The organism is Polaribacter sp. YIW18, from assembly GCF_057219325.1.
In genome coordinates, this window is sequence record NZ_JBXVVE010000006.1 from 71,617 (window position 1) to 91,767 (window position 20,151).

General features: G+C 30.5%; 22 protein-coding genes. 12 read left to right on the forward strand and 10 right to left on the reverse strand.

Annotated elements, in window-relative coordinates; genetic code table 11:
* Nucleotides 1–11 precede the first annotated feature (11 nt).
* Entirely contained in the window at nucleotides 12–1,265 is a 1,254-nt protein-coding gene (locus tag AC2D6T_RS07880) for an aspartate kinase (RefSeq protein ID WP_484681108.1), read from the reverse strand.
* Nucleotides 1,266–1,267: 2 nt separating this feature from the next.
* Nucleotides 1,268–1,747, reverse strand: coding sequence for a GNAT family N-acetyltransferase (locus AC2D6T_RS07885; protein ID WP_298947198.1), 480 nt, complete (start codon nucleotides 1,745–1,747; stop codon nucleotides 1,268–1,270).
* Nucleotides 1,748–1,916: 169 nt separating this feature from the next.
* Here AC2D6T_RS07885 and fbp point away from each other — a divergent pair, with 169 nt between their 5' ends.
* Nucleotides 1,917–2,927, forward strand: a complete 1,011-nt coding sequence (gene fbp, locus AC2D6T_RS07890) for a class 1 fructose-bisphosphatase (RefSeq protein WP_438989726.1) — start codon at nucleotides 1,917–1,919, stop codon at nucleotides 2,925–2,927.
* 111 nt (nucleotides 2,928–3,038) lie between these two features.
* Nucleotides 3,039–3,647, forward strand: coding sequence for a superoxide dismutase (locus tag AC2D6T_RS07895; RefSeq protein WP_484681109.1), 609 nt, complete (start codon nucleotides 3,039–3,041; stop codon nucleotides 3,645–3,647).
* 79 nt (nucleotides 3,648–3,726) lie between these two features.
* Here AC2D6T_RS07895 and AC2D6T_RS07900 read toward each other — a convergent pair whose 3' ends face one another.
* Together AC2D6T_RS07900 and AC2D6T_RS07905 are read right to left on the reverse strand one after the other, a co-directional pair.
* Nucleotides 3,727–5,625 (reverse strand): amidophosphoribosyltransferase, encoded by a 1,899-nt coding sequence (locus AC2D6T_RS07900; RefSeq protein WP_484681110.1) that lies wholly within the window; start codon nucleotides 5,623–5,625, stop codon nucleotides 3,727–3,729.
* A 69-nt stretch (nucleotides 5,626–5,694) separates the two neighbouring features.
* Nucleotides 5,695–6,621 carry a PfkB family carbohydrate kinase gene (locus tag AC2D6T_RS07905; RefSeq protein WP_484681111.1) on the reverse strand — a complete coding sequence of 309 codons (927 nt, stop codon included), beginning with the start codon at nucleotides 6,619–6,621 and terminating at the stop codon, nucleotides 5,695–5,697.
* Between the two features lie 151 nt (nucleotides 6,622–6,772).
* Between AC2D6T_RS07905 and AC2D6T_RS07910 the strand changes: the two genes are divergently transcribed.
* The 6 genes from AC2D6T_RS07910 (at nucleotide 6,773) to AC2D6T_RS07935 (ending at nucleotide 11,239) form a co-directional block, all read left to right on the forward strand.
* Complete coding sequence (locus AC2D6T_RS07910; RefSeq protein ID WP_438989730.1) at nucleotides 6,773–7,198, forward strand: SufE family protein; 426 nt, start codon at nucleotides 6,773–6,775, stop codon at nucleotides 7,196–7,198.
* An 11-nt stretch (nucleotides 7,199–7,209) separates the two neighbouring features.
* A complete protein-coding gene (locus tag AC2D6T_RS07915; protein WP_298947210.1) occupies nucleotides 7,210–7,530 on the forward strand; it encodes a DUF59 domain-containing protein in 321 nt (106 codons plus the stop codon).
* A gap of 106 nt (nucleotides 7,531–7,636) precedes the next feature.
* A complete protein-coding gene (locus AC2D6T_RS07920; protein ID WP_438989731.1) occupies nucleotides 7,637–8,143 on the forward strand; it encodes a DUF2480 family protein in 507 nt (168 codons plus the stop codon).
* Nucleotides 8,144–8,176: 33 nt separating this feature from the next.
* Nucleotides 8,177–9,049, forward strand: coding sequence for a DUF3078 domain-containing protein (locus tag AC2D6T_RS07925; protein ID WP_484681112.1), 873 nt, complete (start codon nucleotides 8,177–8,179; stop codon nucleotides 9,047–9,049).
* A gap of 59 nt (nucleotides 9,050–9,108) precedes the next feature.
* Nucleotides 9,109–10,029, forward strand: a complete 921-nt coding sequence (locus tag AC2D6T_RS07930) for a DUF3078 domain-containing protein (RefSeq protein WP_484681113.1) — start codon at nucleotides 9,109–9,111, stop codon at nucleotides 10,027–10,029.
* A gap of 88 nt (nucleotides 10,030–10,117) precedes the next feature.
* Nucleotides 10,118–11,239, forward strand: coding sequence for a CNNM domain-containing protein (locus AC2D6T_RS07935; RefSeq protein ID WP_484681114.1), 1,122 nt, complete (start codon nucleotides 10,118–10,120; stop codon nucleotides 11,237–11,239).
* Nucleotides 11,240–11,290: 51 nt separating this feature from the next.
* Here the strand turns inward: AC2D6T_RS07935 and hflX are convergent, their stop codons facing one another.
* Both hflX and AC2D6T_RS07945 read right to left on the reverse strand, forming a co-directional pair.
* Nucleotides 11,291–12,502, reverse strand: coding sequence for a GTPase HflX (gene hflX / locus AC2D6T_RS07940; RefSeq protein ID WP_438989735.1), 1,212 nt, complete (start codon nucleotides 12,500–12,502; stop codon nucleotides 11,291–11,293).
* Nucleotides 12,503–12,822: 320 nt separating this feature from the next.
* Entirely contained in the window at nucleotides 12,823–13,062 is a 240-nt protein-coding gene (locus AC2D6T_RS07945; RefSeq protein ID WP_484681115.1) for a hypothetical protein, read from the reverse strand.
* Between the two features lie 188 nt (nucleotides 13,063–13,250).
* Between AC2D6T_RS07945 and AC2D6T_RS07950 the strand changes: the two genes are divergently transcribed.
* The gene (locus AC2D6T_RS07950; protein WP_484681116.1) at nucleotides 13,251–13,778 is read left to right on the forward strand and encodes a hypothetical protein; all 528 of its coding nucleotides are present in this window, start codon (nucleotides 13,251–13,253) and stop codon (nucleotides 13,776–13,778) included.
* Here AC2D6T_RS07950 and AC2D6T_RS07955 read toward each other — a convergent pair.
* The 3 genes from AC2D6T_RS07955 to aspS form a co-directional block, all read right to left on the reverse strand.
* Nucleotides 13,775–15,556, reverse strand: coding sequence for a chloride channel protein (locus AC2D6T_RS07955; RefSeq protein ID WP_484681117.1), 1,782 nt, complete (start codon nucleotides 15,554–15,556; stop codon nucleotides 13,775–13,777). The genes AC2D6T_RS07950 and AC2D6T_RS07955 overlap by 4 nt on opposite strands.
* Nucleotides 15,557–15,782: 226 nt before the next feature.
* Nucleotides 15,783–15,914 carry a DUF6503 family protein gene (locus tag AC2D6T_RS07960; RefSeq protein WP_484681118.1) on the reverse strand — a complete coding sequence of 44 codons (132 nt, stop codon included), beginning with the start codon at nucleotides 15,912–15,914 and terminating at the stop codon, nucleotides 15,783–15,785.
* A gap of 145 nt (nucleotides 15,915–16,059) precedes the next feature.
* Nucleotides 16,060–17,814, reverse strand: a complete 1,755-nt coding sequence (gene aspS / locus AC2D6T_RS07965; RefSeq protein ID WP_484681119.1) for an aspartate--tRNA ligase — start codon at nucleotides 17,812–17,814, stop codon at nucleotides 16,060–16,062.
* A 102-nt stretch (nucleotides 17,815–17,916) separates the two neighbouring features.
* Between aspS and AC2D6T_RS07970 the strand changes: the two genes are divergently transcribed.
* From AC2D6T_RS07970 to AC2D6T_RS07980, 3 genes are all read left to right on the forward strand, one after another.
* Nucleotides 17,917–18,276, forward strand: coding sequence for a cupin domain-containing protein (locus AC2D6T_RS07970; RefSeq protein WP_484681120.1), 360 nt, complete (start codon nucleotides 17,917–17,919; stop codon nucleotides 18,274–18,276).
* 64 nt (nucleotides 18,277–18,340) lie between these two features.
* Nucleotides 18,341–19,018: a 16S rRNA (cytidine(1402)-2'-O)-methyltransferase gene (gene rsmI, locus AC2D6T_RS07975; RefSeq protein WP_484681121.1), complete on the forward strand. Its 678-nt coding sequence runs from the start codon at nucleotides 18,341–18,343 to the stop codon at nucleotides 19,016–19,018.
* A gap of 191 nt (nucleotides 19,019–19,209) precedes the next feature.
* Nucleotides 19,210–19,554 (forward strand): HopJ type III effector protein, encoded by a 345-nt coding sequence (locus AC2D6T_RS07980; protein WP_484681122.1) that lies wholly within the window; start codon nucleotides 19,210–19,212, stop codon nucleotides 19,552–19,554.
* Here AC2D6T_RS07980 and AC2D6T_RS07985 read toward each other — a convergent pair.
* Entirely contained in the window at nucleotides 19,551–20,141 is a 591-nt protein-coding gene (locus AC2D6T_RS07985; RefSeq protein ID WP_298947237.1) for a carboxymuconolactone decarboxylase family protein, read from the reverse strand. The two genes, AC2D6T_RS07980 and AC2D6T_RS07985, sit on opposite strands and share 4 nt — an antisense overlap.
* Nucleotides 20,142–20,151 lie beyond the last annotated feature (10 nt).

Here is a 20,151-nt window from a genome sequence, read left to right on the forward strand (position 1 = left end):
TAGGAATTCAATTATTTTGCATCCAAAACAATTTGCATAGTTTCCTTATTAACTTGCGTTAACAAAAAAGTACCTTTTTCTTGTATACTTTCAATTGCTTTGTCATCAAAATGACGCACTGTATACAAATCTACTTTCTTTTGTACGTCTATTTTAAATTCCGTTTTTAGTTCTTCGTAAAAACTATCAAACTTATTAAATTTATTATCTATACAGATAGAAAAACTAATAGCCGAATTTTGTATTAGATTGGTTTTTAATTGATAATCGTGTAATTTCTTAAAAATATAACTAATATTATTTTCTACCATAAAAGTAAAGTCTAAAGCAGAAATAGATACTAAAATTTGATTTTTCTTAACAATAAAACAAGGTATTAAAGGCTCTAAATTAGACCCTTTAGAAATTCTTGTACCAGCTTCTTTTGGGTTTACAAAAGAACGTACTAATAATGGGATTTCTTTTTGTTGTAAAGGCTGTAAAGTTTTGGGGTGAATTACAGATGCTCCATAAAATGCCATCTCTATAGCTTCTTGGTAAGAAATTTGTTTTAACAAAGTAGTATCTTCAAAAACGCGTGGGTCTGCATTTAAAACACCAGGTACATCTTTCCAAATAGTTACGTTGTCTGCATTTAAACAATATGCAAAAATACCAGCTGTATAATCAGATCCTTCTCTACCTAAAGTGGTTGTATTTTCTGTATCGTTTGCAGCTATAAAACCTTGTGTAATGTTTAATTTAGAAGCATCTACTTTCTTAGAAATAAGTTCTTGGGTTAAGTTCCAATCAACTTTTGCATCTCTATAATTACTATCTGTTTTTATGTAATTTCTTACATCGAACCAATTATTTGCTACACCAATTTTTTCTAAATAAGCACTAACAATTTTGGTAGATAACAACTCACCAAAACAAATAATTTGGTCGTACACATAATTATATCTTTGCGATGTATTTCTAGCTAAAAACCAACTTAACTCGCCCAATAAAATATCTATTTCTTTATAAATTGGAGCCTCTTTTTCAAATAAATCATCCATGATAGCTTTATGAAAATCTTCTATAACTCCTAATTTTTCAGATAAATTATCTGTTTTGTTATAATAAGCTTCTATTACGTCTTCAAAAGCATTGGTAATTTTACCCATTGCAGAAACTACAACTAATGTATTTTCTGTACCTTCGGATTGTAAAATGTTTGTAACATTTTTTACGCTTACAGCATCCTTTACAGATGCACCTCCAAATTTAAAAATTTTCATTTCTAATTATTTTCAATAAATTTTGCTAAGTTTTCTTTATTCATTTGCACCACAGACCAATCATTTAAATAGGTTGCTCCTGTGCTTTTGTAAAAATTAACTGCGTTGGTATTCCAATCTATAACTTCCCAAGCAACTCTATTAAAATTATGATCGTAAGCATATTTTAAAACAGCTGTATACAAAGCTTTGCCTGCTCCAATTTTTTGTCTACTTTTTGTAACAATTAAATCCTCTAAATGTATGGTTTTTCCTTTCCAAGTAGAATATCTTTCATAAAACAAAGCAATACCAATTACTGTATTATTTTCTTCTGCAACAAATAATTTAAACTTTGGGCGCTCAGAAAAACCATCATTTAATAAATCTTGTACAGTAATTTCTACCGCATCTGGTTCTTTTTCAAAAACTGCCAATTCTGTAATTAAATCGTGCACCGCTTGTACATCTTTTTCTATTGCTCTTCTAATTATAAAACTCATTTTTACAAATTTTATACAAAGATAGTTTATTTGATACTTGACAAAATTTTTTGAATATTTTACACATTTTTTTATGATTTGTTTAAAAAAACAGGTAAATTAACTGATGTAAAAAATTAAATAGTAAAAAAAAAATAACATATTTGTATTAAGAACCATATCTATTAAAATGACGCATAAAAAACAAACTCTTGGCGAATTTATTATTGAAAATCAACACGCATTTAAATACACTTCTGGTGAGCTTTCTAGGCTTATAAACTCTATTAGGTTAGCTGCAAAAGTAGTAAATCATGAGGTGAATAAAGCTGGTTTGGTAGATATTATTGGTGCCATTGGCGGCACAAATATTCAAGGTGAAGATCAACAAAAGTTAGACGTTTATGCCAATAATAAATTTATACAAACCTTAACCAAAAGAAACATTGTTTGTGGTATTGCAAGTGAAGAAGAAGATAGCTTTATAACGATTAACAGTCAAGATGAGAATCATCAAAATAAATATGTGGTTTTAATTGATCCTTTAGACGGTTCTTCTAACATCGATGTAAATGTTTCTGTAGGTACCATTTTTTCTATATACAGACGCGTAACACCTGTTGGAACACCTGTACAATTAGAAGATTTTTTACAAGAAGGAAATAAACAGGTAGCTGCAGGTTATATCGTTTACGGAACCTCTACAATGTTGGTATATACAACTGGAGATGGTGTGAATGGTTTTACCTTAAACCCTGCAATTGGTTCGTTTTATTTATCGCATCCAAATATGACTTTTCCAGAAGATGGCAGTATTTACTCTGTAAATGAAGGTAATTATTTAGATTTCCCTTTAGGAATAAAAAAATACATAAAATATTGTCAAGAAGAAGATGGAGACAGACCTTACACGAGTAGATATATTGGTTCTTTAGTATCAGATTTTCACAGAAATATGATTAAAGGAGGTATTTATATGTATCCAAAAGGCTCTAGAAATCCAAATGGGAAATTACGTTTGCTTTATGAATGTAACCCAATGGCATTTTTAGCAGAACAAGCTAATGGTAAATCTTCCGATGGTTATACAAGAACCTTAGATGTTATACCAACAGAACTTCATCAAAGAGTTCCTTTTATTTGCGGTAGTAAAAATATGGTAGAAAAAGTAGAGGAGTTTATGAAAATATATGGCGAATAAATTGTTCTTATACTGCTATAAGTTAAGAAAAGGCTAATATTTTGCGATTTACTTACATATTAAGTAATTTTACATTTACAAATAAAATACTAACTTATAAACAATAAAAAAATGGCTTTTCAATTACCAGAATTAGGATATGCACATGATGCATTAGAACCACATATTGATGCAAAAACTATGGAAATTCACCATGGCAAACATCACAATGGATATACAACAAAATTAAATGCAGCAATAGAAGGTACTGATTTAGAAGGTAAATCTATTGAAGATATTTTAACAAATTTAGACATGAATAATAGTGCTGTTAGAAATAACGGTGGTGGTTATTATAATCACTCTTTGTTCTGGACAGTTATGAATCCAAAAGACAAAGGTACTTTATCTGGTGAATTAAAAGATGCTATTGAAGCCGCTTTTGGTTCTAAAGAAGAATTTATGGATGCTTTTTCTAAAGCAGCAGCTACACAATTTGGTTCTGGTTGGGCTTGGTTATGTGTGCTTCCTGGAGGAAAAGTAGAAGTTTGTTCTACACCTAATCAAGATAATCCATTAATGCCTGGCGTTACTTGTGGAGGAACACCTATTTTAGGTTTAGATGTTTGGGAACATGCATATTACTTAAATTACCAAAACAGAAGACCAGATTATATTGATGCTTTCTTTAAAGTAATCAATTGGAATGAAGTTGAAAGACGCTACGCTGAAGCTAAATAAATTTCAGCATTTTATATATACGCAAAAAGCATCCAATAAATTGGATGCTTTTTTTATGCGTTCTAAAACTTGATTGAGGTTAATAAGCTCTTTTATCGTTTCCTTCATAAAAGTTTATAAAGGCTTCGTTTACTACTCTATGACCTCCAGGAGTTGGGTAATTTCCTGTAAAATACCAATCTCCTAAATTATCTGGACAAGCTTTATGTAAGCCTTCTATAGATTGATAAATTACCTCTACTTCTGCTTTTATATCTTTTGTTTTTAGCATTTCTGCAATTTTTGCTGAAATTTGTTCAGCTGAAAAAGGTTTATAAATTTCTTTTACATGATTTACAATACCTTCATCTTCAGTTTTTTGTTGTGCTTTCGATTTTTTATAAACTTCGTCTATAATATGTTCTTGGTTGGTGTCTTTTAACAAAGCAATAGCTGCTTTAAATGCAATAAAGGCATCTATTCTTGCCATATCTATACCATAACAATCTGGATAACGAATTTGCGGTGCAGAAGAAACTACTACTATTTTTTTAGGACTTAATCTGTCTAAAATTTTAATAATACTCTTTTTTAAGGTAGTACCACGTACAATACTATCGTCTATAATTACCAAATTATCTGTAGATTTTACAACCCCATAAGTTACATCGTAAACGTGTTCTACCAAATCATCTCTACTGCTATCATCTGCAATAAATGTTCTTAATTTTGCATCTTTGATTGCAATTTTTTCAAAACGGGGTCTTTCAGATAAAATTTGAGTTACTTTTTCTGCAGATAATTGTTTTCCACCAGCTAAGATTTTAGCTGTTTTTTGCTGATTTAATAGATCTTCTGCAGCTTCTGTCATCCCATAAAAAGAGGTTTCTGCTGTGTTGGGTATGTAAGAAAAAACAGTATTTGAAACATCACTATCAATTGATTTTAAAATTTCTGGAAATACAAATTTTCCTAAATTTTTTCTTTCTTCGTAAATACTTGCATCACTACCTCTAGAAAAATAAATACGCTCAAAAGAACAGGCTTTTTTTTCTCTTGGTTCTAAAACTTGTTTGATAGATGTTTTACCATTTTTTTTAATAATTAATGCATGCCCTCTTTCTAATTCTTTAATTTCATCAATATTTACATTAAAAACGGTTTGTATTACTGGTCTTTCTGATGCTACAACAACCACTTCATCATCTTCATAAAAATAAGTAGGCCTAATTCCATTTGGGTCTCTTAACACAAAAGCATCTCCATGGCCTACTAAACCAGCCATTGCATAACCACCATCCCAGTTTTTGGAAGAGCGTTTTAAAACTTTTTTAAGGCTTAAATTTTCTTCTATAAATGGCGATGCATTTTTTTTACTGAATCCTTTTTTCTTTGCTTTTTGGTATAATTTAGCCACTTCGTCTTCTAAAAAATGACCAATTTTTTCCATTACAGTTACCGTATCTGTAAACTCTTTTGGATGCTGCCCTAACTCTATCAATTCTTCTAATAATTGTTTAGAGTTGGTCATATTAAAATTACCTGCAACTATTAAATTTTGATGTTTCCAGTTACTTTGACGTAAAAAAGGATGCACACTTTCTATGCTGTTTTTACCAAAAGTTCCGTAACGAACGTGTCCTAAAAAAAGGTTTCCTACATAAGGCATATTTTCTTCTTGCCAAGCAACATCGTCTTTTTTATCTGGGTTTTGCTCTAAAACACCATTTAAACGCTGGTTAATTTGTGCAAAAATATCTTGTATGGGTTGTGGCTGGTTAGATCTAACTCTACTAATGTACCTTGTACCTGGTGCCACATTATATTTTATACTTGCAAAACCAGCACCATCTTGACCACGGTTGTGTTGTTTTTCCATCAATAAATACATTTTGTTAATTCCGTAAAAAGCAGAACCGTATTTATCTTTATAAAATTGTAAAGGCTTTTTTAATCGAACAAGTGCAATTCCACATTCGTGTTTAATAGCGTCACTCATTGGTAATAATAGTTTTTAGTTGTGTGTGTTTTATAAAAAAATCCGCAGCGTAAATACTGCGGATTAAAATTAAGATATTTTTATATCAAATTGTGTTAAATCTTTAAAAGCTTTCAAACGCAACTTAACTTCTTGCGCTGTAAGATCTTGCATGCGTTCTGTACCAAATTTTTCTACACAAAAGGATGCTAAATTAGAACCATAAATAATAGCATTTTTCATATTTTCGAAAGAAACATCTTCTGTTTTTGCTAAATAACCACAAAAACCTCCTGCAAAAGTATCTCCAGCTCCTGTTGGATCAAAAACCTCTGCCAATGGTAAAGCTGGTGCAAAAAACATTTTTCCTTCATTAAATAACAAAGCTCCATGTTCTCCTTTTTTTATCACCACATATTTTGGCCCCATTGTATGGATTTTCTTAGCGGCATTTACCAAAGAATATTCTCCAGAAAGTTGGCGCGCTTCTTCATCATTTATAGTAACTACATCTACTCTTTTTAATACTGTATGCAAATCATCTAAGGCGATATCCATCCAAAAATTCATAGTATCTAAAACTACTAATTTTGGTCTTTGGTTCATTTGATCTAATACAGATGCTTGTGTTAATGGGTGTAAATTACCTAACATAACAATACTTGCATCCTTAAAATCTGCTGGTACAACTGGTGTAAATGTTTCTAAGACATTTAATTCTGTGAGTAAAGTATCGCGCGAATTCATATCATTATGATATTTTCCACTCCAGAAAAAAGTTTTACCGTCTTTATCTATTTCAACTCCATCCGTATTGATTCCTTTAGAATTCATCATTTCTAAATACGATGCAGGAAAATCTCCACCAACAACAGAAACAATGCCTGTTTCTACTCCAAATTGAGATGCAGATAATCCTATGTAAGATCCTGAACCACCTAAAATTTTATCGGTTTTACCAAAAGGTGTTTCTATGGCATCAAAAGCTACAGTACCAACTGCTAATAATTTACTCATTTTAGTATTCTAACCTTCGCAAAAGGAAGGAATTTATTATAATAGTTAATATTTGATATTCTTATATTCTACAGTTACGTTTAATGCATTTTTATCGTATTTTTGCACTATAATTAAGGTATCTGCGATACTGCAAAAATAAGTTTTAAAAATGACTATCAAAGAAATACAAGAAGAAATTATTGATGAGTTTTCTATGTTTGATGATTGGATGGAGCGTTATGAATATATTATAGAACTTGGTAAATCTTTACCTATAATAGACGAAACCTATAAATTAGAAGAAAATTTAATTAAAGGATGCCAATCTAAAGTTTGGTTGTACTCTGAACTAGAAAATGATAAAGTTAAATTTACAGCAGATAGCGATGCTATTTTAACCAAAGGAATTGTGGCATTGTTATTGCGTGTTTTTTCTGAGCAAAAACCTGTAGATATTTTAGGCGCAGAAACCAATTTTATTGACGAAATTGGTTTGAAAGAGCATTTGTCTCCAACAAGAGCGAACGGGTTGATTTCTATGATTAAACAAATAAAAATGTATGCAATTGCACAACAAACTAAATTAGAAAACTAAGATTTTACAAAATGACAGATAAAGAATTAGAGGAAATAGGAGATAAGATTGTAGGCGTTTTAAAGACCATTTACGATCCAGAAATACCTGTAGATATTTACGAACTTGGCTTAATTTATGATGTTTTTGTTTCTGATGAAAACAACGCAAAAATTTTAATGACATTAACCTCGCCAAATTGCCCTGTTGCAGAAAGTTTACCAAGAGATGTAGAGGAAAAAGTAAAATCTTTAAAACAAATTAACGAGTGTGAAGTAGAAATTACTTTTGATCCAACTTGGACGCAAGAAATGATGAGCGAAGAAGCTAAATTAGAATTGGGCATGCTGTAAAATTAGTTGGCATTAGCTAGTCAACAATTCGCAGTCATTGTAAGTTCGAGTGATTTCGATTTTTCATCGAAATTGTATCGAGAACAACTTTGAAACTAAAAATAAAATGGAAGAAATTGTAAACAGAGTTGCTAATAGCAAACTAAAAACCTTTGACCTTGAGGAAATTTATCCTGATGGAAAACGCGTTTTATTTGATATAAAAGATTGGCTTTTTCAAGAACTTATTCTAAAAGAAGTAGATTTTAGAGCCTACGTAAAAAACCATGATTGGTCTAAATACAAAAATTGTTTTGTAGCAATTACTTGTTCTGTAGATGCTATTATACCTTCTTGGGCTTTTATGTTGGTTGCTGCAGAGTTAAACCCTTATGCAAACAAAGTGGTTATCGGTAATTTAGAATTGTTAGAGACTGTTTTATATCAAGAATTATTAGAATTTATAGACTACAAAGAATTTACAGATGTACCTGTAATCATAAAAGGTTGTGCAGAAAAACCCATACCTAATGCTGCATACTCTTTATTAATAACAAAATTACAACCCATAGCAAAATCTATTATGTTTGGAGAGGCCTGTTCTACAGTACCAATTTTCAAAGCCAAGAAATAATTTTACTTTTGCTTGTCATTTTAAAAGTGCTTCATGAAAAGAATATTTATCCTTTTTTTTATGCTACTGGCTACAACTTTTTATTCTCAAAAAAACAAACAGGACACCTTACCTAAGCCAAAATGGAAAATTAACGGAAGATTTGCTTTTATATTTAACCAATCTTCTTTTTCTAATTGGGCTTCGGGTGGTGAAAATACAGTTGCAGGAAATATCAATATAAATTACGATTTTAACTACAAAAAAAAGAACGTAAACTGGGATACTAGAATTATAACAGGATATGGTTTGAGTCATATTAGTGAAAAAGGTTATAGAAAAACAGATGACCGTTTTGAAGTGAATTCTCTTTTTGGTTTTAAAACGAGTAAATATTGGTTTTTTTCGTTTATAGCCAATTTTAGAACACAGTATGCAAAAGGTTACGATTATAAAAAAGACCCAAAAGTATTAGTCTCAGAGTTTTTATCGCCCGCGTATTTAACTTATGGACCAGGTATGTTATGGAAAAAATCTGATGACATAAACTTAAACATTGCACCAGCTACAGCCAGATATACATTTGTAAACGATTTTTTTACTAAAGATGCTGGCAGATTTGGTGTAGACCAAGGAGAAACAGTTGCGTTTAGTTTGGGTTTTAACTTATCTGGTTACTATAAGTTTGTACTAATGGAGAATATTGAAATGGAAAATATTTTATCTATTTATACAGATTATCTTGCAAATGTTGGTAACCTTGATATAGATTACCAAACTAACATTCGTTTTAAAGTAAATAAGCATATTAAAATGCAACTAACTTTTCAAGCCATTGTAGATGATAATACTGCTAGTAAAATACAATTTAGACAATTATTTGGTTTGGGTGTAAATTATAACTTCCACGAAAAAGTGACTTATTAATAGTTTTTGGTTTACTAGAATAAAGTACTTTTACATACTATAAACTTAAAAAAAATCTAATGAAAAAATTAATTGTTTTAATTGTATTTGTATGTGTAAGTTTTACTGCAAATGCACAAACTGAAGTAGAATTAAAAAAAGAACTAAAAGAAAAAAAGGGAGAGATTTCTAAATTACAAAAAGAAGCTAAAGGATTGCAGTCTAAAATAGATGCATTACCTGGTTGGAAAATTGGTGCTTTTGGTACTATTGGTGGAAATATTGCTGGCTTTAATAATTGGTACGCAAGAACTGCTCCAAACACATCATCTGCAAACATTGGTATTTCTGTAAATGGATTTGCCAATTTAATAAAAGAAGATTTTTTTTGGAGAAACGCTGCATCTGTTAATTTAGGATGGGTAAAGTTTGATGATAAAGATAGCGCAACTGACAACCCTAATTTTGAAACTGCTACAGATGTTTTTAACATTTCTTCTTTATATGGTAGAAGATTAAGTAAAACTTGGGCAATTTCTGCTTTAGGAGAATACAGAACAACACTTATAGAAAACTTTAATAATCCTGGTTATTTAGATTTTGGCGCAGGGGCAACATGGACACCATCAAGCCATTTAGTTGTGGTAATTCACCCAGGAAACTACAACTTTGTATTTAGTAGTGGAGATACTGTTTTTGAATCTTCTTTAGGAGCAAAAGTAGTAACAGATTACACAAACAAATATGGTAAACTTAGTGTAAAATCTAATTTATCAATGTTTCATAGCTACAAATCTACAGATTTTTCTAACTGGACATTAACCAACTCTTTAGGTTACACAATCTGGAAAGGTGTAGGTGTTGGTTTTGAACTTGGTTTGCGTAAAAACAAACAAGAAGCTTTACAAAATGCATTAATAGACAATCCTGTAGAGACTTTTAACAGTGTAGACAATAAGTTACAATCTTATTGGTTGTTTGGTTTAAGCTACTCTTTCTAAACAAAAACAACATATTTTACAGAAAACCTCAAGAAGAAATTCTTGAGGTTTTTTATTTTATGTAAATTCGCATAAACCTTATTGTTTTATGACTTTTCTAATTATTTATGCAACCGTTTCTATATTTTTCTCGTTTTTGTGTTCTATTTTAGAAGCTGTATTATTAAGCATAACTCCAACATTTATCAACCTTAAAAAAAGTGAAGGTTTGGAATATGCAGCGTCTTTAGAAAAACTAAAAAAAGATGTAGACAAGCCTTTAATTGCCATTTTAACTATAAATACCATTGCACACACAGTAGGTGCTATTTTGGTAGGTGTACAAGCAAAAGTTGCGTATGCAGAAATGTATGGTACTACGAGTAGAAGTTTTTTAAGCATACAATTTACCGAAGATATAATGGTAGGTTTTGTATCTACAATTATGACGGTTTTAATTTTAGTGGCTTCAGAAATTATACCTAAAACCATGGGTGCAACCTATTGGAAAGAATTAGCTAACTTTACAACTAAAGCCCTAAAAATAATGATTTTTCCTTTAAAATATACAGGAATTTTATGGGTTTTACAATTAACCACAAAACTAATTGGTGGTAAAGGTCATGGTAGTATTTTAAGTAGAGAAAGCTTTTTAGTGATGGCAGATATGGCTGAAAAAGAAGGCGTTTTTCAAAAAAATGAAAGCAAAGTAATTAGAAATTTATTGGGTTTTAAGGAGATTAAGGTAAGTGATGTTATGACCCCTAGAACCGTTTTAAAAACTGCAGACGAAAATGTAAATATTCAATCATTTTATGAAAATCATAAAACACTAAGTTTTTCTAGAATTCCTGTTTTTGCCAACAATCCTGATGAAATTACAGGGTATTTCTTAAAAGATGATTTATATAAGGCGATTATAGATGGTAAGGGTAAAGAAAAATTAGCAACTATAAAAAGAACTATTTTAATTACTAATAGAGAGTTATCTATTCCTGATTTATTTGAAAAACTTATTAAAGAAAAAGAACATATTGCTTTGGTAGTAGATGAGTATGGCTCTGTTAGTGGAATTGTTTCTCAAGAAGATGTAATAGAAACCCTGTTGGGTTTAGAAATTATGGATGAAAGCGATAATGTTGCAGATCTACAAGATTTAGCAAGGAAATCATGGAAAACCAGAGCCAAAAGAATGGGCATTATTGAGAATGTAAAATCTGATGAAAAATAATATATATTAAACAAAGAGCTACAAGGCTTAATTTAACCTTGTCTCATTTTTTTATTCTTCCTCTTTATATTCATAATACAAGAAATCGTTATAAGGAAAACGCTGAATGTGAATCTTTTTTACTTCTTCATATGTTTTTTCTTTAAAATCTTCTAAATTTTCTTTGTTTAAAGCAGAAATAAAGATAGAGGCTACTTCTTTATCATTCATCCAAGTTTTTTTCCAATCCTGTAATGTATAATGTTCTTTTGTTTTTTCAGTTACCAAATCATCATCATCTATGGTTTCATATTCGTAGGCATCAATTTTATTAAACACCATTAAAGTTGGTTTGTCATCGCATTTAATATCTGCCAAAATAGTGTTTACAGAAGCTATATGGTCTTCAAAATTTGGATGAGAAATATCTACAACATGTAACAACAAATCTGCTTCACGAACCTCATCTAAAGTAGATTTAAAAGACTCTACTAATTGCGTAGGTAATTTTCTAATAAACCCAACTGTATCTGTCATTAAAAAAGGAATATTTTTAATAACCACTTTACGCACAGTAGTATCTAATGTTGCAAATAATTTATTTTCTGCAAAAACATCACTTTTACTAACAACATTCATTAAAGTAGATTTACCAACATTTGTATACCCAACCAATGCAACACGAACCATTTTACCACGGTTTTTACGTTGCACAGCCATTTGTTTATCGATGGTTTTTAAACGTTTTTTTAATACTGCAATTTTATCTCTAATAATACGTCTATCTGTTTCTATTTCTGTTTCTCCTGGTCCACGCATACCAATACCCCCTTTTTGCTTGTCAAGGTGAGTCCAAAGTCTTGTTAAACGTGGTAATAAATATTCGCTTTGTGCTAATTCTACTTGAGTTTTTGCAGAACTTGTTTGTGCCCTTTGTGCAAAAATATCTAAAATTAAATTGGTTCTATCTAAAATTTTACAATCTAATATTTTCTCAATATTTCTTAATTGTGCAGGCGATAATTCGTCATCAAAAATAGCCGTACCCACATGATGCCTGTCTATATATGCTTTTACTTCGTCTAACTTACCTGTTCCTAAAAATGTTTTAGGGTTGGGTTTGTCCATTTTTTGTACAAAACGTTTTATAGGAACACCACCGGCAGTTTCTGTTAAAAATTGCAGTTCATCTAAATATTCTTCAGACTTTTCTTCATCTTGAAGTTGGGTAATAATACCGATTAATATGGCTTTTTCGGAAATGGCTTCTTTTGCGTCTATCATAATTTACAAAAATACAAAGATTTAGTTTGAAATTGGCACAAAAAAAATCTAGACAAAAGTCTAGATTTAATTTATATAACTCAAATTCAAATACAGAAAGTCTACTAAGTTTCCCGCAGTACAAATTTATAATTTCGTTTTGAATATTATTCTTAAAGTGGTATTAATAAATTCTTTATTTAATGTTAAAAAAATATATTTTTAGTAGAAAATGTTTTGAAGATAATTATAAAGGATACCTTTTTAGAACCTATATTTGACCCTGGTATTAAGGTGGTTTTCAGACTATTTTCATGTGTATGTTTTCTAAAAAAGGGAGATTATCCTTTTCCTTGTTGTTTAAATGCGTTTTTTAATTTATCATCATTTATTATGTATTTTTTATACTTACCATCTTTATATCTGTAATAAATAAAAATGGGCATAAATATAAAAGACAAATACAAAACCCCTAAACCCATAACAATTTTTGCTTTTTCATGTTCTGTATTTATTAAATAACCTCCAATAGACATCCAAACTAAAAAAACAATAAACAATACTGTTAGTACTTTTTTCATGTTACAAAATTACAAAAAGTCTATCTTTAAAAATAATTTGATACGAATTTCATAAATTTTCACAAATCAATCTCTCTTTTAAAACTTTTAACAGAGTAATCTATATTTTATAAATTATTAAGCATTTTTTTATGAATATTATTGCCAGGTAAAAATACATCGTCTAAATTTGATAAAATTGTATTTCTATGAGTTTAAAACGATATCATATATCTCAAAATAACAATATCTTAAAAATTTCTGAAGCCGTTAATAATGAAGTTATTTATTCTTCTTTTTGGTTTATGGAGTTTGGAAAAACTTGTGCAGAAATAAAAAATGCTAAAAACGAGGTTGTATTTTCTATCACCAAAAAATTCCAGTTTTGGAAATGGAGAATGGTGTATTTAATCTCTCAAAAAACTGCAGATTTATCTATTTTAATTGCTCAAAATAACAGAAATACAGTTTTTAAGCTTGACCTATTATCAGGCAATTACGAAATAAAAGTGCACTACAAGAAAAAGAAATCTATCTTTAAAGATGGTGAAAAAATAGCTGAATTTGATGAATCTTTTACCAATAAAAGAGTAGAGTTATTAGTTTTAAATACAAATGAATTGAAAATAATTTTCTTACTATACGCTTGTCTTTTAGTTGGCGAAAATGAGTTTAAATCTAAGTCTATTATAAAAAGTCAAAAACAACTAGAAACCAACGAAAATCCTTGGTTTTAAGCAGTTACTTCTACCAATTTATTTCTGTAAGCAGTTAACAATTTCGATTTCGAAATAAAACCAATGTATTTACCATCTTTAACTACGGGTAAATTCCATGCTCCACTGGTTTTAAATTTCTGCATCACTTTTTCTACAGGATCTGTTTCTTTTATAATTTCTGGTGCAGCTTTCATTATAGCCTCTACTTTAATGCTGTTGTACATTTCTGTATCAAACATTACGGGTCTAATATCGTCTAACAATACAATCCCCAAAAATTGTTTTTGTTTATTAATTACCGGAAAAATATTTCTTATAGAAGTTGCTACTGCTTTTTTTAACATGTCTCCCAATAACATTTCTGGGTGTACTGGTTTAAAATTGGTTTCAATTAGCTTGTCAATTTGTAACATCATCATTACATTTTTATCTTTATCATGGGTAATGAGTTCTCCTCTTTGAGCTAATTTATAGGTATAAATAGAGTTAGAAATAAAGTATTTTGTAATAGAAAACGAAATAGCAGCGACCAACATTAGTGGCACAAATAAATCGTAGCCACCAGTAATTTCTGCAATTAAGAAAATAGCTGTTAATGGAGCGTGCAATACACCTGCCATTAAACCTGTCATCCCTATCAATGTAAAATTAGCTTCCGAAACCTGAAAGCCAAGGCCTATATTATTAATAATTTTGGCAAAAGCATTTCCTAAGGCACTCCCCATTACTAGAGTTGGAATGAAAATTCCACCTACACCACCAGCAGCAAAAGTAGTACTCATAGCAATCGCTTTAAAAATGGTAATTAACAATAAAAAGAAAATGACCAACCAAATATTATCATGATTAAAAGAAAATGGAGTGTTCCCAATAGCTGCAATATGGTTTCCTTTAAGAAGATTATTGATTAAACCATACCCCTCACCATATAAAGAGGGCATTAAATATAAAATAAAACCAATTACTAAACTCCCTAAAATTAATCTTGTAAATCGTTTTTCAAAAAGATGAAAAAACTTTCTAATTGCAAAATAAACTACAGAGAAGTATACAGAAGTAATTCCTGTTACAACACCAAAGATAGCGTAAAAACCAATTTCGCTTATTTGAAATTTATCATTCAATTCAAAGCCTAATAAAACATCTGAACCTAAAAACAAATAAGAAGTTACAATAGCTGCTACAGAGGCTAACAATAAAGGTACAAGTGATACAAAAGCAATATCTAAACTAAATACCTCTAAAGCAAATACGATACCTGCAATAGGTGCTTTAAACATAGATGACATAGCACCTGCTGTTGCACAACCAATTAATAACATTCTAGTTTTTGTGTTCATATGAAACAACTTAGACGTATAGGAGGCCAAAGCTGTACCAGCGCTAACTGCGGGTCCTTGCAAACCTACAGAACCACCAAAACCAACCGTAAGTGGCGCCGTAATTAAAGAGGCATACATATTGTATCTTGGTATAATTCCTTTACGTTTAGAAATGGCATACAAGGTTGAAGAAATACCATGACCAATGTGTTTTTTAAGCCATTTTTTTTTGATGATTGCCACCACTATCAAACCAATAATAGGAAACACAAAGTACATGGAGTTTTGATACTTTTTTACAAAATCGATACTTAGCAAAAGTTGAATATAATGTGTTAAGTTTTTTAGAATTACAGTACCAAAACCTGCTAAAAAGCCCACCAAAATACTTAAAACATATACAAATTGTCTTTCAGAGATGTTTTTGTATCTCCAAACTAGTATTTTTTTAAATATTTTTTTTGATGATGCCATTGTTTTTTTGTTGTTTTTGCGAATAAAATGATGCAGTCTTTAAATAGATAATCGCCTCATAAATTTGCTTTGACATTTTTTTAATTTTTGGTTGCCGATAAAATATCTATACCTAAATATATTTTGTTTTTATTATAATACTAAGCTCTATTTTTTATAAGTCGCTTTTAAAACCAAGTATTCTTTTCTTTTAATTTTTTTCTACTTTTTCGTGAATAATAGTTTCTTAGTTTTTTAATTTCATGGGCAAACCATATAAATATGTATAATAATTTTTATACAAATTAGCTCGCTCGTTACTTAAACTGAATTTCTTTTTGAGTTCTTCAGGTGGGTTTGTGTTGCCATTAATTGCCATAGTGCAAAGGAAAAAAAAGAAGTAGGTTTTTCATGTTTTAAATGTACTAAATTTATTCATAAAAAAAACCTCACAGTTTTTAAAAAGCTGCAAGGTTTACTAAATATTCTTAAAAAAGAAATTAAAATAAATTCAACTTAAATATTTATTCTTGAATATTTAATTTCAAACTTAATTCTTTCAATTGTTCATTATCTATAAAAGCTGGCGCATCTATCATTACATCTCTACCAGAATTATTTTTTGGGAATGCAATAAAATCTCTAATAGTTTCTTGACCTCCTAAAATAGCAACTAGTCTATCTAAGCCAAAAGCCAAACCTCCATGAGGGGGTGCACCATATTCAAAAGCATCCATTAAGAAACCAAATTGTGCTTTAGCATCTTCTTCAGAAAAACCTAAATGACGTAACATAGTTGCTTGCATTTGCTTATCGTGAATTCTAATTGAACCTCCACCAATCTCGTTTCCATTCAATACTAAATCATAGGCATTGGCTTTTACTGCTCCTGGATCTGTATCTAATAATTCTAATTGACCAGGTTTTGGCGATGTAAATGGATGGTGCATTGCATGGTAATGACCCGTTTCTTCGTCCAATTCTAATAATGGAAAATCAATTACCCAAAGTGGTGCAAACTCATTAGGTTTACGTAAACCTAATTCTTCTGCTAAATGCATTCTTAAAGCAGACAATTGCGTTCTTACTTTATTGGTTTCTCCAGATAAAATACAAATTAAATCTCCTGGTTTTGCTCCTGTAACTTCTGCCCATTTTGCTAAATCTTCTTGGTTGTAAAATTTATCTACAGAAGATTTTAAAGTACCATCTTCGTTTACACGACAATAAACCATCCCTAAAGCACCTACTTGCGGGCGTTTTACCCATTTAATAATATTATCTATTTGTTTTCTTGTGTAGGCATTTCCACCAGGAACTGCAATACCAACTACTAATTCTGAGTTATTAAACACCCCAAAATATTTGTGTTGTGTTACTTCATTTAACTCGCCAAACTCCATTCCAAAACGGATGTCTGGCTTATCATTTCCATACAAACGCATAGCATCATCAAACAACATTCTTGGAAATTTATCTACCTCTACTCCATTAATTTCTTTTAATAAATGACGTGTTAAGCCTTCAAAAATATTTAAGATATCTTCTTGCTCTACAAAAGCCATTTCACAGTCTATTTGTGTAAATTCTGGCTGTCTATCTGCACGTAAGTCTTCATCTCTAAAGCATTTTACAATCTGAAAATATTTATCCATTCCTCCAACCATCAATAGTTGTTTAAAGGTTTGAGGAGATTGTGGCAAAGCGTAAAATTGACCCTCATTCATTCTACTTGGTACCACAAAATCACGTGCGCCTTCTGGAGTAGATTTTATTAAATATGGCGTTTCAACTTCTATAAATGCTTGGTCAGACAAATATTTACGGACTTCCATAGTTACTTTATGGCGAAAAATCAAACTATCTTTTACAGGATTTCTCCTGATATCGAGATATCTGTATTTCAATCTAATATCTTCTCCACCATCTGTTTTATCTTCTATCTTAAAAGGTGGTAATTTAGCTGCATTTAAAATTTCTAATTGAGAAACCAACACTTCTATAGCACCAGTTGCTATGTTATTGTTTTTAGATTCGCGCTCAATTACTATACCTGTAACTTGTATAACAAACTCTCTTCCTAAAGATTTTGCTTTTTCCATCATAGTTGCTGGGGTACGCTCTTCATCAAAAATTAGTTGAGTAATACCATACCTATCTCGTAAATCTACCCAAATCATAAATCCTTTATCACGTGATTTTTGCACCCAACCAGCTAAGGTTACTTCTGTATTTATATGCGAATCTCTTAACTCGCCACAAGAATGACTTCTATACATTACTTTATTGTTTAGTAAGGAGCAAAATTAATCATTTTTAAAGAAATTTCGATTGTTTTTACTACTGTTTTATTCCCATAAAATCTTTGTAAATTTGTCTTTATGAGTGTCATTAATATTCAAGAAAAATTTAATTTGTTTTCAGACCAATGGTCGCCTAAAAAAATAGGTGAGTTAAATGGGCAACAAATTTTATTAGCCAAAGTAAAAGGCGAATTTGTTTTTCATAAGCACGACCATGAAGATGAGTTATTTATAGTACAAAAAGGCATTTTAGAAATTCATTTAAGAGATAAAATCATCACCATAAATGAAGGCGAATTTTACATTGTACCACAAGGTGTTGAACACAAACCTGTTGCCAAAGAAGAAGTACATATTTTATTGTTTGAGCCTCTATCTACTAAACATACTGGAGATGTTGTTGCCGATATTACTATGGAAACTTATGAGGAAATTTAATTAGTTGTTGGTTTATAATTATTGATCTAATTTGACGCCAACTAAAGACTATAAACCAAAAAAAATGAGCAAATTATATTTAGTACCTACACCCATTGGTAATTTAGAAGACATGACTTTTAGAGCTATTAAAGTTTTAAAAGAAGTGGATTTTATTTTGGCTGAAGATACACGTACCAGTGGTAAATTGTTAAAGCATTTTGAAATTGCTACGCAAATGCACAGTCATCATATGCATAACGAACATAAATCTATAGAGGGGATTTTAAAACGTTTGCAAGCTGGAGAAACTTGTGCGTTAATTTCGGATGCTGGTACACCTGCTATTTCAGATCCTGGTTTTTTATTAACAAGAGCTTGTGTAGAAAATAATATTGAGGTAGAATGTTTACCTGGTGCAACTGCATTTGTGCCAGCTTTGGTAAATTCTGGCTTGCCTAATGACAAGTTTGTTTTTGAAGGGTTTTTACCTGTAAAAAAAGGGAGACAAACACGTTTTTTATTGTTAGCAGAAGAAACAAGAACGATGATTTTTTATGAATCGCCACACAAATTGGTGAAAACATTAAGCCATTTTATAGAGTATTTTGGAGCAGATAGAAAAGTTTCTGTTTCTAGAGAACTTACAAAAATGTTTGAAGAAACTATTAGAGGAACTGCTACAGAAGTATTGGCTCATTATACTGCGAAACTTCCAAAAGGAGAAATTGTTGTGGTTGTTGAGGGGAAGTCTTCCAAATAACTTTTAAAAAAAGAAAACCTACAAGGTTTTAAAAAATTTGTAGGTTTATGAACTTATATTGAAAATATTTTTTGCCTTTAACTTTACCATTTACATAAATAAAATGGGTTTGCGTCTTTTTTTACTTTTACAAAAACATTTTCTTTGGTATCTTTTTTGCTTTAAATTTGACACTTTATAAAGATACTAAAATGAACATCCAAAACTTTAAAACCAAACTAAAAGAAAACCCAACAACAATTTTGTTTGCAGAAACCATGCAAGTAATAGAAGATAATTATAACTTTATACCTACTGCTTTTAGAAATGGAGCAATTGAAAATAAAGCAGGAGAAAACTCGGGTTCTTGTAAATTATTTGCATTTGCAGTGCACCAACAATTAAACAAAGAAGAGACACTTTTTTGTTTTGGCGAGCATTATCAGTCTGTTTTAAAAGATATCAATGGAACATCGCATCAAAATATTAGAAATTTTATAAAAACAGGTTTTGATGGTTTATCTTTTGACAAGCAAGCTTTAACCAAAATAGATTAAATATGTTTACCCACCTCAAAACCGTGTTTGCCTAAAAACTGATTTCCAGAATCTATAGCATCTTCTTCTAAAGTGGTTCCCATAGAATCGTTCCAGCGATTTAAGTATCCAAATAAAGAAATTACACCTAACATTTCTACTATTTCACCTTCATCCCAATACTTGTAAAGTTCCTTTTTAATTTTAGTATTTACAGCGTTAGGTATTACAGAAGCTGCTAACGAAAAATCTAAGGCTGCACGTTCTGCATCTGAAAATGCTGGGTGTGTTTTGTATTCCCAAATATTATCTAATTGTTCTTGTGCTGCGCCATAACGTTCTGCAGCTCTAATGGCGTGTGCTTGACAATATCTACAGCCTGATGCGTTACTAGAAACCCAAGCAATCATTCTTTTTAAAGCAGATGTAACTCTACCTTGGTTTGCCATAACTGCTTTGTTTAAATTGATAAAAGCTTTAGAAATTGCAGGTATACGTTGCATGGTTAATACCGAATTTGGGCAAAACCCTAAAGTTTCATTAAAAAATTCTGCTAATTTTTTTGTTTCTAAATCGTGCTCCGATGATAGTGGTGTTACTAAGGGCATAAATCTAATT

What these genes read in the sequence shown, in the direction of transcription:
- AC2D6T_RS07880 (WP_484681108.1), bottom strand. Translation starts at nt 1,265, where the DNA reads ATGAAAATTTTTAAATTTGGAGGTGCATCTGTAAAGGATGCTGTAAGC.
- AC2D6T_RS07885 (WP_298947198.1), bottom strand. Translation starts at nt 1,747, where the DNA reads ATGAGTTTTATAATTAGAAGAGCAATAGAAAAAGATGTACAAGCGGTG.
- fbp (WP_438989726.1), top strand. Translation starts at nt 1,917, where the DNA reads ATGACGCATAAAAAACAAACTCTTGGCGAATTTATTATTGAAAATCAA.
- AC2D6T_RS07895 (WP_484681109.1), top strand. Translation starts at nt 3,039, where the DNA reads ATGGCTTTTCAATTACCAGAATTAGGATATGCACATGATGCATTAGAA.
- AC2D6T_RS07900 (WP_484681110.1), bottom strand. Translation starts at nt 5,625, where the DNA reads ATGAGTGACGCTATTAAACACGAATGTGGAATTGCACTTGTTCGATTA.
- AC2D6T_RS07905 (WP_484681111.1), bottom strand. Translation starts at nt 6,621, where the DNA reads ATGAGTAAATTATTAGCAGTTGGTACTGTAGCTTTTGATGCCATAGAA.
- AC2D6T_RS07910 (WP_438989730.1), top strand. Translation starts at nt 6,773, where the DNA reads ATGACTATCAAAGAAATACAAGAAGAAATTATTGATGAGTTTTCTATG.
- AC2D6T_RS07915 (WP_298947210.1), top strand. Translation starts at nt 7,210, where the DNA reads ATGACAGATAAAGAATTAGAGGAAATAGGAGATAAGATTGTAGGCGTT.
- AC2D6T_RS07920 (WP_438989731.1), top strand. Translation starts at nt 7,637, where the DNA reads ATGGAAGAAATTGTAAACAGAGTTGCTAATAGCAAACTAAAAACCTTT.
- AC2D6T_RS07925 (WP_484681112.1), top strand. Translation starts at nt 8,177, where the DNA reads ATGAAAAGAATATTTATCCTTTTTTTTATGCTACTGGCTACAACTTTT.
- AC2D6T_RS07930 (WP_484681113.1), top strand. Translation starts at nt 9,109, where the DNA reads ATGAAAAAATTAATTGTTTTAATTGTATTTGTATGTGTAAGTTTTACT.
- AC2D6T_RS07935 (WP_484681114.1), top strand. Translation starts at nt 10,118, where the DNA reads ATGACTTTTCTAATTATTTATGCAACCGTTTCTATATTTTTCTCGTTT.
- hflX (WP_438989735.1), bottom strand. Translation starts at nt 12,502, where the DNA reads ATGATAGACGCAAAAGAAGCCATTTCCGAAAAAGCCATATTAATCGGT.
- AC2D6T_RS07945 (WP_484681115.1), bottom strand. Translation starts at nt 13,062, where the DNA reads ATGAAAAAAGTACTAACAGTATTGTTTATTGTTTTTTTAGTTTGGATG.
- AC2D6T_RS07950 (WP_484681116.1), top strand. Translation starts at nt 13,251, where the DNA reads ATGAGTTTAAAACGATATCATATATCTCAAAATAACAATATCTTAAAA.
- AC2D6T_RS07955 (WP_484681117.1), bottom strand. Translation starts at nt 15,556, where the DNA reads ATGGCATCATCAAAAAAAATATTTAAAAAAATACTAGTTTGGAGATAC.
- AC2D6T_RS07960 (WP_484681118.1), bottom strand. Translation starts at nt 15,914, where the DNA reads ATGGCAATTAATGGCAACACAAACCCACCTGAAGAACTCAAAAAGAAA.
- aspS (WP_484681119.1), bottom strand. Translation starts at nt 17,814, where the DNA reads ATGTATAGAAGTCATTCTTGTGGCGAGTTAAGAGATTCGCATATAAAT.
- AC2D6T_RS07970 (WP_484681120.1), top strand. Translation starts at nt 17,917, where the DNA reads ATGAGTGTCATTAATATTCAAGAAAAATTTAATTTGTTTTCAGACCAA.
- rsmI (WP_484681121.1), top strand. Translation starts at nt 18,341, where the DNA reads ATGAGCAAATTATATTTAGTACCTACACCCATTGGTAATTTAGAAGAC.
- AC2D6T_RS07980 (WP_484681122.1), top strand. Translation starts at nt 19,210, where the DNA reads ATGAACATCCAAAACTTTAAAACCAAACTAAAAGAAAACCCAACAACA.
- AC2D6T_RS07985 (WP_298947237.1), bottom strand. Translation starts at nt 20,141, where the DNA reads ATGCCCTTAGTAACACCACTATCATCGGAGCACGATTTAGAAACAAAA.